This window comes from Alphaproteobacteria bacterium (assembly GCA_040216735.1).
Taxonomy (GTDB): Bacteria; Pseudomonadota; Alphaproteobacteria; order SHVP01; family SHVP01; genus CALJDF01.
The window spans coordinates 745,192-757,798 of sequence record JAVJOO010000002.1 but is presented as its reverse complement, the minus strand read 5'-3'; the positions used below and the strand labels follow the sequence as shown (position 1 = coordinate 757,798).

Here is a 12,607-nt window from a genome sequence, read left to right as displayed (position 1 = left end):
AGCCGGTGTCAGATGCCCTGATCAAAACGCAGGAACTTGTCCGCCACTATCATCTTGGCGATACGGTCGTTGCCGCGTTGCGCGGCGTATCGCTGGACATTGCGCGCGGCGAGTTCGTCGCCGTCATGGGGCCGTCGGGATCGGGCAAGTCGACCTTCATGAACCTGATCGGATGCCTCGATCGGCCCACCGGCGGCGGCTATTGGCTTGCCGGCGAGAACGTGGCGGCGATGGATACCGATGCCCTTGCGGCAATTCGCAACCGCAAGATCGGCTTTGTCTTTCAAACCTTCAATCTGCTGGCGCGTACCTCGGCATTGCAGAATGTCGAAATGCCGTTGCTCTATAGCGGCGTGGACGGCGTCGCGCGTAAACAGCGGGCGGCGGCGCGATTGCGCGATGTCGGGCTGGCCGACCGCCTGGAACATACGCCGAGCCAACTGTCGGGCGGCCAACAGCAGCGCGTTGCGATCGCCCGCGCCCTCGTCAACGATCCGCTTCTGGTCCTGGCGGACGAGCCCACCGGCGCACTCGATAGCCGCACCGGGGTCGAGATCATGGCGATCTTCCAAGACCTCAACGCCGCCGGGATCACTATTGTCATCGTCACCCACGAACCCGACATCGCACGCTACGCCAAACGTATCGTGACGTTCCGTGACGGCGTCGTGCTGGAGGACGTGCCGGTGGGGGACCGCCTGTCGGCGCGCGACCTCCTGGCCGACTGGCCCGGCGCAGCGGTGGCCGCCCAATGAACCTGCTTGCCACCATTGCTGTCGCGCTGCGCGCACTGCGGGTCAATGCGCTGCGCAGCGGCTTGACGATGCTGGGGATCGTCATCGGTGTCGGCGCGGTGATCGCGATGGTCGCCGTCGGTGCCGGCGCGCAGGACCGCGTCAACCAGCAGATCGAAAGCCTGGGCGCCAACCTGTTGATCGTCTTCAATTCCTCGGGCCGCCAGGTCGGCGCGCGCCTGGGCGCGGGGTCGCGCCTGAGTCTGACGTTAGAGGATGCGCGGGCGCTGCAAACCGAAATCGATGCCGTCGCGTTTTCGGCCCCCACCGTGCGCGGCAGCACCCAGCTCATCTACGGCAATCTCAATTGGTCGACCAACACCCAAGGTACGACGCCGGAGTACTTCACGGTGCGCGAATGGGACGTCGTTGAGGGGCGCATGTTCTCCACCGACGATGTCCGGCGTTCGACGAAGGTCGCGGTGATCGGAAAAACCGTTGCCGACAATCTGTTTGTCGATCAGACGCCCATCGGCGAGACAATGCGGATCAAGAAGGTCCCCTTCGAGGTGATCGGCGTTCTCGCCCCCAAAGGCCAGAATTCGTTCGGCCAGGACCAAGACGACGTTGTCCTGATCCCCATTACCACCGCGCGCACGCGGGTGCTGGGGACCAGTGCGCGGTCCCGCCCCGATTCGGTCAACGTGATCTCGGTGAAGGCGGTGAGTGCGGCGCGGATGAAGGAAGCCGAGGAAGCAGTGAACGAGCTCCTACGCCAACGCCACCGCATCGGCCCCGGCGAAGAGGACGATTTCACGGTACGCAATCTGTCGGAAATCACCGATGCCCGCGCGGAGAGTCAACGCATCCTCACACTCCTTCTGGCCGCGGTTGCCTCCATCGCGCTCTTGGTCGGCGGGATTGGAATCATGAATATCATGCTCGTGTCGGTGACCGAACGGACCCGCGAAATCGGCCTGCGCATGGCAGTGGGCGCCCGGCGGCGCGACATCCTGGTGCAGTTCCTGGTCGAGGCGGTGACGCTGTGCCTGATCGGCGGCATTGTCGGCGTGATCGTCGGACTGGGCGGTGCGGCGCTGGTCGCCAACCTGGCCGGCTGGCCGGTCCTGATCGAGCCGCTTGCGCTGGTGATCGCCGTGGCGTTCTCGGGCGCAGTTGGGGTGTTCTTCGGCTATTACCCCGCGCGCAAGGCCGCGCGCCTCGATCCGATCGACGCGCTAAGGTACGAGTAGGCGCGCTTGGGCACATCTTCTAGATTGGCGGGATCATGGACGAGATTCCACGCCGAATCGCAATTGTCGGGAACGCCGGCGCCGACAAATCGCGACTAGCGGTACAGGTTTCGGCGGCGACGAATCTTCCGGTCTTTCATCTCGACAGGTATTTCTGGTCGGCCGGATGGGTGATGGTCGAAGCCGAAACGTTCGACGCCCGGCACGCAGATCTGATTGCGCAGCCGGTATGGGTGATCGACGGGAATTTCTCGCGAACACTCGCGACGCGGGCCGGTGCGGCCGATCTAGTCATTCTGTTCGATCTGCCGCGCTGGCAATGCCTATGGGGTGTACTCAAGCGCGTCGCCAAGACCTACGGCACCGAACGGCCCGACATGGCGCCGGGTTGCCCGGAACGTATCGACTTCGGGTTCCTCGCCTATGTTTGGGCCTGGAAGCGAAAGCGACGGGCACAGACCTTGGCGGCGCTAGAGGGTGCAATCGACAACGGGCGCGTGTTGGTTGTGCGGCGACACCGCGATCTGGCACGCGTGTGGGAGAAATTGAACACGCAAGCGCCGCCCTCCTAACCTTTCCACCGCGCTAGGCAGTAGGCGTGAGGACGGGGGTGCCTAGTCCTCCAGCAGGATCAGCAGGTCCTTGGTGTCGACGCGGGTGCCGGCGGGGGTGACGATGTCGGCGACCTTACCGGCGCGATCGGTGTAGACGGCGGTTTCCATTTTCATGGCTTCGATGGTGAGCAGGCGGTCCCCGGCAGCGACAGCCTCGCCCTTGGCGACACCGACACTGACCACGAGGCCCGGCATCGGCGCGGCGATGTGCAACGGATTGCCCTCGTCGGCCTTGAGGCGCTTGACCGCGTCGGCGGCCAAGGACTCATCGGCGACCTTGACCGTGCGGGGCTGGCCGTTGAGTTCGAAGAAGACGTTGCGCTCGCCCTTCTCATTAGGCTCGCCGACGGCGAGACGGCGGATCACCAGGGCTTTGCCGCGTTCGATTTCGACCACGAGTTCGTCGCCCTCGTCGGGCCCATAGAAGAAGGTCGGCGTCGGCAGTGCACTCACGTCGGCGAACTGGCGGCGGTGATCGGCATATTCGGTAAAGACCCGCGGGTACATCAAATAGGACGCAAGTTCGCGGTCGTCGATTTGGCGATGGACCTTTTTCTCAGCCTCTGCCCGCGCCGCATCGAGGTCGACCGGCTCGAGCACCTGGCCCGGCCGCACCGTCAGCGGTTCGCGGCCCTTGAGGACCTTTTTTTGCAACGCTTTGGGGAAGCCGCCATGGGGCTGTCCGAGATCGCCGTGGAAAAGTTCGACGACCGATTCGGGGAACGAAATCTCGCGGTCGGGGTCGAGAACGTCCTCCCGCGTCAGTTCGTTGGTCACCATGTAGATCGCCATGTCGCCGACCACCTTGGAGGTGGGTGTGACCTTGACGATATCGCCGAACATCTCGTTGACCTCGGCGTAGGCATGGGCCACTTCGGGCCAACGCCACGCGTCGATCCCAACGGCCCGGGCCTGTTCGCGCAGGTTGGTGTACTGGCCGCCCGGCATCGCATGTTCGTAAACTTCGGCCATGCCCGAGCGCAGATCGCTTTCAAACGCGGCGTAGTAGCGCCGCACGCCTTCCCAGTAGCTGGCCAGCCCGCGCAACGTGCCGCGGTCGAGACCGGGATCGCGGTCGGTGCCCCGGAGCGCTTCGCAAATCGCGCCAAGGTTGGGTTGCGACGTTAGGCCCGACATCGAGTCCATCGCCGCGTCGGCGGCATCGACGCCGGCCTCGGCCGCCGCGAGAACGCTCGCCGCCGCGATGCCCGAGGTGTCGTGGGTATGGAAATGGATCGGCAGGCCGACTTCTTGTTTAAGGGCGCTCACGAGCTGGCGTGCGGCGGCCGGCTTGCACAGTCCCGCCATGTCCTTGATGCCGAGGATATGGGCGCCGGCCTTTTCCAGCTCCTTGGCCATGGTCACGTAGTATTGCAGCGTGTATTTGGTTTCGTTCGGGTTCGACAGGTCGCCGGAATAGCAAATCGCCGCTTCGCACAACTTGCCGGTATTGCGCACTTCGTCGATCGCAACGCGCATGTTTTCGACCCAGTTGAGGCAGTCGAAGACTCGGAAAACATCGATTCCTGCATCCCCCGCCTGCTGGATGAAGTAGCGCACGACATTGTCAGGATAATTGGTGTAACCGACGGCGTTGGCCGAGCGCAGCAGCATTTGCGTCATGATGTTGGGCATCGCCTCGCGCAACCGCGCAAGCCGGTCCCAAGGGTCTTCCTTCAAGAATCGCATGGCGACGTCGAACGTGGCACCGCCCCAACACTCGACCGACAACAGTTCTGGCAGCGCGCGCGCATAGACCGGCGCGATCTTCGTCATGTCATGGGTACGAAAGCGTGTCGCCAGCAACGACTGGTGCGCGTCGCGAAAGGTCGTATCGGTGATCAACAGGCGTTTCTGGTCGAGCATCCACCGGGCGAAGCCCTCGGGGCCCAGCGCCATCAGGCGGTCGCGCGAGCCCGGCGGCGGATCGCGGTCCGGGGCCGTCGGCATATGCGGTGGCGGAAAGCTGGTGGGCCGGACCCGGCCCTTGACCTCAGGGTTGCCGTTGACGATGACGTTGCCGAGGAACGATAGGAGACGAGTCGCGCGATCACGCCGCGGCTTGAAATCGAACAGCGACGGTGTCTCGTCGATGAAGCGGGTTGTGTAGTCCCATGCGTTGAAACGCGGATTGCTGACAAGCTCTTCGAGGAAGACGAGGTTGGTCTTGACACCGCGGATCCGAAACTCGCGCAGGGCGCGGTCCATTCGGCGCGCGGCCTCCTCCGCCGAGGGTGCCCAGGCGGTGACCTTCTCCAACATCGAATCGTAGAACGGCGTGATGACCGCACCGGAATAGGCGGTGCCGCCGTCGAGCCGGATGCCGAACCCGTTGGCGCCGCGGTAGGCGGTGATCCGGCCGTAGTCTGGAATGAACTGGTTCTCGGGGTCTTCGGTAGTGATCCGGCACTGTAAGGCGTGGCCGTTGAGCTTGATCTGGTCTTGGGATGGTAACCCGGTGGTGAGATCGCCGAGGCGTCCGCCCTCCATCACCTTGATTTGGGCCTTGATCAGGTCGACCCCGGTGACCTGTTCGGTCACGGTGTGTTCGACTTGGATGCGCGGATTGACCTCGATGAAGTAGAAGGCGCCTGTCTTCGAATCCATCAGGAATTCGACCGTGCCGGCGCAGGAATAGCCGACGGTCTGCGCGAGCCGCAGCGCGGCGGCGGTCAGGTCGCTGCGCTGTTGATCGGTCAGATAGGCCGCGGGCGCGCGTTCGATCACTTTCTGGTTGCGGCGCTGCAACGAACAGTCGCGCTCGAATAGATGGACGATGTTGCCGTGAAGATCGCCGAGAATCTGCACTTCAACGTGCCGCGCGCCCTCGACGAACTTCTCGAGGAAAACCTCGTCGTTGCCGAAGGCTGCATTGGCTTCGCGACGACCCGACGCGACCTGTTCCAGCAAGGCGCTTTCATCGCGCACCAAGCGCATGCCACGGCCGCCGCCGCCCCAACTAGCCTTGAGCATCACCGGGTAGCCGACTTCGACAGCCTGCCGCACGACCTCGGCATCGTCGTTCGGCAACGCCCCGGTTGCGGGGACCATCGGCACATCGGACTGCGCCGCCAGCGCGCGCGCCTGTACTTTGTTGCCAAGCGCTCGCATGACGTCCGGGTTTGGTCCGACAAAGCGGATGCCCGCCTTGGCGCAGGCGTCGGCGAATTCTGGGTTCTCCGAAAGAAAACCGTATCCAGGATGAATCGCATCGACACCGGCCTCGCGGGCGATGCGCAGCACGCTGTCGATGTCGAGATAGGCTTGGACCGGCCCCTTGCCCTCGCCCACGAGATAGGCCTCGTCGGCCTTGAAGCGGTGCAGCGCAAAGCGGTCTTCGCGGGAATAGATCGCGACCGTGCGCAGACCCAGTTCGGTGGCGGCGCGGAAGACGCGAATGGCGATCTCGCCACGGTTGGCGACGAGGATTTTGCGGATCTTTTTGTCTTGGCGGTTTGGCATGGGCGCGACCTTAGGTCCGCTCTAAGCGCCTGTCTATCGCCCGTCGTCTTGTCGCGCGGAGTCCGCGCCGATACCGGCGATCGCTTTGAAAAAAGGGTTGTGCGGGCCCTGCTTCTTCTGGATGTCGGTGGCCTAACGGCCGCCGCGGACGGCGACGAGGCCCGCTATCATGCGTCCCAATGCAACGCCGAGGAACTGGGCGATGAGTCCAGCCACCGGGATGCCGATCCACGGCGGAAACGAAACCGCGGCGATCGCGGTGGCCCACTGCACGATCGGGATCGCGATGACAAACCCGCCGATAACGCCCCAGCGCATCTGCCGGTTTTCTTCGCGCCGGAGCGCATAGGTCAGAAACGTTCCCGAAAGGAAGCCGAAGAACACGTAGGGCGCGATTTCATCCTGCACGTTGATCAGGGCGTCGTTGCCGAAACGCGCCGTCAAGATCGCAATTTGCAGAAGCGGCCAGCCGATGGTCAGCGCGGCAACGATAATGGCGCGTCCCCTCATGATCGCCTCGCCTAGGCGTCCGTCAACGGGCCGGTGGGGTCGCGGGCGACCCGGTCGGCCACTTCCTCGCAGGTCCGCGCGTTCTCTTCCATCTCGGCGGCGACCTCGGGATTTTCGGCGCCGATCACCCGGTAGTGCGCGGCAACATCGCGCAACAATCGGGCGGCGAGGTCGGCATTCGTAGGCGCTCCTTTTGGCATCGCCGCGAGCGCTTCAGCCCTTGAGCCGGTCGCTGAAGTGTTTGCGCACCTTGGCGACCTTCGGCATTGAAATATGGGCGATGTAGGGTTGGTCGGGATTGAGCGCCGCGTAGTTCTGATGGTAGCCCTCGGCTTCGAAGAAGGTCTTGAGCGGCTCCAACGTAGTGACGATGGCGTCGTCGTAGACCTTGGCGGCATTCAATTGATCGATATACGCGGCGGCAACGCGGCGCTGGTTTTCGTCGGCATAGAAGATCGCCGAGCGATACTGGCGGCCCCGGTCGTTACCCTGGCGATTGAGCTGTGTCGGATCGTGCGCGACCGAAAAGAACACCTTGAGAATCTGACCAAACGCGATGCGAGCGGGGTCGAAGCGCACCATGATGACCTCTGCATGGTCGGTCGCGCCTGAACACACCGCCCTGTAGTTTGCGGTTTCCGCCGTCCCGCCGGCGTAGCCCGAGGTGACTTGCAGCACGCCGTCGAGTTGGCGATAGACCGCCTCGACGCACCAGAAGCACCCGCCGCCCAGAACGGCGGTGCCCTCGGCGCCGGGATCGAGATCGTCGGCAATTTCGGGAAAGTTCTCCGGCGCAATGCGCGGCACCGAGCAGAAAGTCATGGTCTGGCTCATTTCATCGAAGGAAAGGTGTATTCGGCGCCCGCTCGGATACCGGTTGGCCACCGGGCGGTGACGGTCTTTAGCTTGGTGTAGAAATGTACGCCGTCGGGGCCGTGGACCGCGTGGGCGCCGAACAACGACCGTTTCCAGCCGCCGAACGAATGGAAGGCCATCGGCACCGGAATTGGGACATTGATCCCGACCATGCCGGCCTGAACGGTGGATGAAAACTCGCGCGCCGCATCGCCGTCGCGGGTGAAGATTGCGGCGCCGTTGCCGTACTCGTGGGCATCGACGAGATTCTTGGCCTGATCGAAATCCGGCGCGCGCACAACCGACAGCACGGGACCGAATATTTCCTCGCGGTAGATGCTCATGTCGGGCGTCACGTTGTCGAACAGAGTGCCGCCGACGAAGTAGCCGCCTTCATATCCCTGCAAGCGGGTCTCGCGCCCATCCACCAGAAGGTTCGCACCCTCCTTGACGCCGGCATCGATATAGCCCCGCACCTTGTCGTAGTGCTGCTTGGTGACAAGCGGCCCCATTTCGGAATCGGGATCTGTGCCAGGCCCGACCTTGAGCGCGTTGATGCGTGGCACCAAGCGTTCGATCAATGCATCCCCCGCGCTGCCGACGGCGACAGCAACCGAAACCGCCATGCAGCGCTCCCCGGCGGAGCCGAAGGCCGCGCCCATCAGCGCATCGGTCGCTTGGTCCATGTCGGCGTCGGGCATCACCACCATGTGGTTCTTGGCCCCGCCCAACGCCTGGACCCGCTTTCCAGCGGCCGTGCCGGTGCGATAGATGTGCTCGGCAATCGCGGTCGACCCGACAAAGCTGATTGCCGCGACGCGGGGATCCTCCAGCAGCGTCTCCACCGCTTCGCGGTCGCCGTTGACCAGGTTGAAGACGCCGTCGGGCAATCCCGCGTCGTGCAACAGACCGGCCATGAACAATGGGGCTGAAGGATCTTTCTCGGACGGTTTCAGAACAAAGGTATTGCCGCAGGCGATGGCGATCGGAAACATCCACATCGGCACCATCGCGGGAAAATTGAACGGGGTGATCCCGGCGCACACACCGACCGGCTGGCGCGACGACCACGAATCGACGTTGGTTCCGACGTTTTCGGAAAACTCACCCTTGAGGAGATGCGGAATACCGCAGGCAAATTCGACAACCTCGAGTCCGCGGGCGATGGACCCGCCGGCATCGGGCAGGGTCTTGCCATGTTCGGCTGTGACCAGGGCCGCCATCTCATCCTTGTGACGCTCCATCAAATCTTTGAAACGAAATAGGACACGGGCGCGCTGTACCGCGGGCGTCGCCGCCCATGCTGCTAGGGCGCTATGCGCGACGCCGATCGCTTGGCGGGTTTCGTCGGCGCTGGCAAACGGGACTTCGGCTTCTTGTTCCCCCGTTGCGGGGTTGAAGACGGCGCCGACCCGCCCGCTTTGCCCAGGAACTTTTTTACCGTTGACGAAATGATGCAGCGTTTTCATGGCCCGCCCTTCCGATGATGCTTTGTACCGCCCGTTTGTACGGGTTCTATCGTGGGCGGAATAGAGCGCACCCGGCCGGACACGTCACTTCTTGAGGACGCGGCGGACTACTCGGTCGCGCGCCGCTGCTCCGCTTCGGCGTATTGGTCCTGGGTCATGATCTTGCGCAACAGGTCGAGCTGTTCGCCCGCCCGCGTATGACCTTGCGCGGCCGAACGGGCAAACCAGATATGCGACTGGATCAGATCGCGATCGAGCCCGTTGCCGTCGAGATAAAGCCCGGCGATGAAGAACTGGGCATCGGCATTGCCGCGGGTCGCCGCCGGCAGCCAGGCAGCCAATGCCTTCGCATAGTCCCGACCGAGGTACGCGGCCACACCGGTATCGACGGCGCGGCGATCTTCGACCGACTCGAGTGTGCGCGACGGCTTTGTCGCGGGGACCGGCATCCCTGCATCGGGCCGCGCAGCAAGGCGCGGAGCGCGATCGGCACCGCCGGTTCCCGGTGCGGCACCGTCGCGGGTCGCCGCGGCAGCCTCGCCGCGCAGGAAGGGCTGCACCGGCACGGTCGCCTGCCGCGCTTCGGCGACAAGCAAATCGGGGATCGGCTGAATCGGCGCACCGCCGGACTGCCGTGGGGCACGGCGGAGAAACGGCAAGGGCGCGACATCGTCGTCGGCTTTTTCCAGTTCGCTTAGAAGCGCCGCGCGATCGCGATAATAGCTGGGGATTGCGCTCGGCGCGTGCGCTTGGGTCGCCTCTTCGGCAGCCGCCAACAATGACGTCACGCGCTTGGCCCGGCCGACAGGATCGCCCGCCCGCGGCGTATCGACGAGGGCGAGGGCACCGGTCGACGCCTCCTCGCGCAGGAACGCAGGCGCCTCGGGCTTGGCCGACGCGGGCAGGATGGCGGCGCTGCTTTCGGCCGCCGCTGGGGGCGCGGGTTTTGGGGGCGCGGGCGGACGCAAGATCGCGCGGCGCTCCAGGTCCGGAACCGGCTGGGGTGCGGCGGATTCAGCGGCAAGGAATGCCGGCACCGGTTTAGCGTTGACCGCCGCCAGCGTCGCGACTGGTTCGGCGACCTGTTGGGCTGTTTGGGCTTCGCGGGCGAGGAACCTGGGCAACGCTACCGAAGGCCGGTCGCCGACAACGACCGCCTCTTCGGTTTCGTCATGTTCTATGCCCGCCGCAGCTTCCCGCTGCAGGAACACAGGAATGGGTTTGACGACGACCGGTATATCGCGGGCGGGCTTGTTTAGCGGGACGCGGGACGCCGTAAGGGCCGCGATTTGCACGGGATCGGGCTGGATGATCGGGACCGGCACAAATTCGATCCGTTGCGCCGCGACCGCTTCGGCGCTGCGGCGCAGGTAGTAGAGCGGAATGCGCGGCTCTGGCGCGATGGCGGCGAGCGGTGCGCGTTCCGGTGGCGCTGGGTTCGGGTTCTTCTCAGGCAGGATCGCGTCGTGCCGCAGAACTTGCGCCGGCTTGTCGTTGGGCTCGGGGAATTGGGCTTCGCGCGCGAGGAACGCGGGGAGTTTGGCTGGCTCGACCGGTGGCGGCGCTTCGTTCGCCGGCGGTGCAACCATCGCGCGGATGGGCGCAGCGGCGGGCTTCGGCGGTACAACCGGCGTCGCATCCAGTTGCAGGGCCACGGGAATGTCGCGCGGAGCGAGGTAGCTGTTGGGACCAAACCGCGGGATCAAATCCAAACCCGGCGGGGGCGTCATCGCCTCACGCTGGAGGAAGAACGGTACTGCCTTCGGTGCCACGGTGGGGGGCACAACGAGCGCCGCGGGCGTCGGTTCGCGCCGCGCCGGCAATGGCGGTGGCGGCGGCGCCACGACGGCTGCAACTTGGACGGGCGCCACCGGTACGGCCGGCGCCACAGGAATGGGCAGGGTCGCGGCTTCGGCCCTTAGGAAGGGGGCGACCGGTACACGGTCAATTGGCGTCGTTGCAGTTGCCGGCGCGGGCGAAGGCCGCGTCGCAGCGGCTTCGGCCTTAAGGAACGGTGCAACCGGCACTTCAATCTTAGCCGGAGCTACGGGAGCTGGCGCCATGCGAGACTGTCTTGGCGCGACCGGAAGCGGGGGTGCGATGGGTGCGGCAGCGGGTGGCGCAGGACGCGGTTCGGGGGCGCTCCCGAGAGCGGCGCGGACCGGTGCATCCTCTCGCCGCGGTTTAGCCGGCGCCTGGAGGAACGCAGGCCGGCGCAACCCGGTCGACTCCGGGGCCGACGCGGGCAGGTCGGCGATCTGCCGTTCGGCGACTTGGGCCTCGGGTCGCACCGCGAAACGTGCGGCCGGCGTCCCGGCAATGGTCGCGGGCGATGGCCGCGCGGTCAGCGCCTCGGTGAGTTTGTCCGGCGTCCGCTTAGGCTCAACCGCAGGCGGCGGTGCAGCTGCCACTTGGACCGGCGCCTCGGCGGCCGGTTGCGGAACCGGCGCAGGCGCTTGGCCGCGATTGAGAAGCCGCGTCGGCAAATAGTCCTCGGCCCGCGCGGTTTGGCTCGGCACGGCAGGTGCCGCGACACTGGGCGCAGGTCCGGCCGCCGGGGCGACCGTCTCCGAGAGGATCGACGCTAATCGGTCGCTGGCTTTGTCGTGACCACCCTCGGCCGCTTCGCTAAACCAGCGCGCGGCCTGCCGGGTATCCCGGGGCACTCCGTAGCCCTGTTCGAGCATTAGCGCGAGGTTATATTGCGAAATCGTGTGGCCCTGCTCGGCCGCCTTGGCGAACCAGGACGCGGCGCGCACGGGATCACGCTCGACCCCTTCGCCGCGCAAATACATCACACCTAAATTTGCCTGGGCGCGCGACAGACCCTGGTCGGCGGCGAGGCGGTACCAGTTGGCGGCAACCTTAAGGTCCTTGGGAACGCCGAGGCCAAGGCGATAGAGTTGACCGATGTTGCGCTGCGCCGCGGCATTGCCGGCGCGCGCTAGCGGAAGCCATTCGTTGTATGCGCGTTCGTAGTCGCCCGATTCGTACGCAATCGTTCCGTCGGCGAAGTCGGCATAGGCCGGTGCGCCAGCAACCCCTACACCCGTCGCAATCAAGAACAGCCCGGTCGTGCCGAGTAGGGCGCGGCGGCGTAAGGTTCTTCGATTTGGCGGCGGCGTATGCATCAGTTGTCGGTCAGCTTCCATGTGCCGTCGGTTTCGCGGCAGGCGGTGCCCAGCGCTTCCTCGGTTACAGTACCCGACACGAGAGTCTGGGTGAACTCCCGACAATAGGTGCCGCTGGCGGTCTGGAACGTCCGGCGCGGCGCAATCACGCCAAAACTCCCCGATTGCGGGTTGCGCCAGGTGCTTTCGTTCCCGATAGGGACGGTTTCCAGCGTCGTCTGGGTCGTCCGCTCAAGCGCCAACTGGTCGGCAGCAGTAATGGCCTTGCCGGTCTCGGTCGCGAGCAGTTTTGCCAGAATTAGCGTACTTTCGCGCACCGTTGGCTCAACGACCGGCGCGGGCGCCACCACCGGTGGGTCGGCCTCGCCGTCGCCCGAAAGCAGGCCTCCCAAGCGAGTCCGCTCGTCGCGGTCCGCGCACGCAGCCACAGCCAGCGTCAGGATCGCCAGAATACCCAAGCGGATCGGAGTCATTTCGGCCCTCGGTCGACGCGCGGTGAAACGTCGGAGTGTCGCTGAAAAACTCTACTCCGAGGTTAACCGCGCCCTCTAGCGTCTTATTATGACAAAATATTTGCCG

10 protein-coding genes are annotated in these 12,607 nt (G+C 65.0%); 3 read left to right on the top strand and 7 right to left on the bottom strand.

The window, feature by feature from the left end; translation table 11 throughout:
• Positions 1-5 precede the first annotated feature (5 nt).
• Genes RID42_04910 through RID42_04900 form a run of 3 tightly spaced genes read left to right on the top strand, consistent with a single transcriptional unit; the run spans position 6 to position 2,559 of the window.
• Positions 6-755, top strand: coding sequence for an ABC transporter ATP-binding protein (locus RID42_04910; GenBank protein ID MEQ8247002.1), 750 nt, complete (start codon positions 6-8; stop codon positions 753-755).
• Positions 752-1,987, top strand: coding sequence for an ABC transporter permease (locus RID42_04905; protein ID MEQ8247001.1), 1,236 nt, complete (start codon positions 752-754; stop codon positions 1,985-1,987). The genes RID42_04910 and RID42_04905 overlap by 4 nt, the downstream gene beginning before the upstream one ends.
• Before the next feature lie 35 nt (positions 1,988-2,022).
• On the top strand, positions 2,023-2,559 hold the full coding sequence (locus tag RID42_04900) for an AAA family ATPase (GenBank protein ID MEQ8247000.1): 537 nt from the start codon (positions 2,023-2,025) through the stop codon (positions 2,557-2,559).
• 42 nt (positions 2,560-2,601) lie between these two features.
• Here RID42_04900 and pyc read toward each other — a convergent pair whose 3' ends face one another.
• From pyc to RID42_04865, 7 genes are all read right to left on the bottom strand, one after another.
• On the bottom strand, positions 2,602-6,063 hold the full coding sequence (gene pyc / locus RID42_04895) for a pyruvate carboxylase (protein ID MEQ8246999.1): 3,462 nt from the start codon (positions 6,061-6,063) through the stop codon (positions 2,602-2,604).
• Positions 6,064-6,195: 132 nt separating this feature from the next.
• Positions 6,196-6,573: a hypothetical protein gene (locus RID42_04890; protein MEQ8246998.1), complete on the bottom strand. Its 378-nt coding sequence runs from the start codon at positions 6,571-6,573 to the stop codon at positions 6,196-6,198.
• Between the two features lie 11 nt (positions 6,574-6,584).
• Entirely contained in the window at positions 6,585-6,773 is a 189-nt protein-coding gene (locus RID42_04885; GenBank protein MEQ8246997.1) for a hypothetical protein, read from the bottom strand.
• Between the two features lie 13 nt (positions 6,774-6,786).
• A complete protein-coding gene (msrA, locus tag RID42_04880; GenBank protein MEQ8246996.1) occupies positions 6,787-7,395 on the bottom strand; it encodes a peptide-methionine (S)-S-oxide reductase MsrA in 609 nt (202 codons plus the stop codon).
• Positions 7,396-7,403: 8 nt separating this feature from the next.
• The gene (locus RID42_04875; GenBank protein ID MEQ8246995.1) at positions 7,404-8,897 is read right to left on the bottom strand and encodes a CoA-acylating methylmalonate-semialdehyde dehydrogenase; all 1,494 of its coding nucleotides are present in this window, start codon (positions 8,895-8,897) and stop codon (positions 7,404-7,406) included.
• Positions 8,898-9,004: 107 nt separating this feature from the next.
• Complete coding sequence (locus RID42_04870; GenBank protein ID MEQ8246994.1) at positions 9,005-12,049, bottom strand: hypothetical protein; 3,045 nt, start codon at positions 12,047-12,049, stop codon at positions 9,005-9,007.
• Entirely contained in the window at positions 12,028-12,501 is a 474-nt protein-coding gene (locus tag RID42_04865) for an RT0821/Lpp0805 family surface protein (GenBank protein MEQ8246993.1), read from the bottom strand. The genes RID42_04870 and RID42_04865 overlap by 22 nt, the downstream gene beginning before the upstream one ends.
• Positions 12,502-12,607 lie beyond the last annotated feature (106 nt).

Excerpts from the sequence above, each read along its gene's own strand:
- RID42_04890 (MEQ8246998.1), bottom strand. The coding sequence starts at position 6,573 with ATGAGGGGACGCGCCATTATCGTTGCCGCGCTGACCATCGGCTGGCCG.
- RID42_04865 (MEQ8246993.1), bottom strand. The coding sequence starts at position 12,501 with ATGACTCCGATCCGCTTGGGTATTCTGGCGATCCTGACGCTGGCTGTG.
- RID42_04905 (MEQ8247001.1), top strand. The coding sequence starts at position 752 with ATGAACCTGCTTGCCACCATTGCTGTCGCGCTGCGCGCACTGCGGGTC.
- msrA (MEQ8246996.1), bottom strand. The coding sequence starts at position 7,395 with ATGACTTTCTGCTCGGTGCCGCGCATTGCGCCGGAGAACTTTCCCGAA.
- RID42_04870 (MEQ8246994.1), bottom strand. The coding sequence starts at position 12,049 with ATGGAAGCTGACCGACAACTGATGCATACGCCGCCGCCAAATCGAAGA.
- RID42_04885 (MEQ8246997.1), bottom strand. The coding sequence starts at position 6,773 with ATGCCAAAAGGAGCGCCTACGAATGCCGACCTCGCCGCCCGATTGTTG.
- RID42_04875 (MEQ8246995.1), bottom strand. The coding sequence starts at position 8,897 with ATGAAAACGCTGCATCATTTCGTCAACGGTAAAAAAGTTCCTGGGCAA.
- RID42_04900 (MEQ8247000.1), top strand. The coding sequence starts at position 2,023 with ATGGACGAGATTCCACGCCGAATCGCAATTGTCGGGAACGCCGGCGCC.
- pyc (MEQ8246999.1), bottom strand. The coding sequence starts at position 6,063 with ATGCCAAACCGCCAAGACAAAAAGATCCGCAAAATCCTCGTCGCCAAC.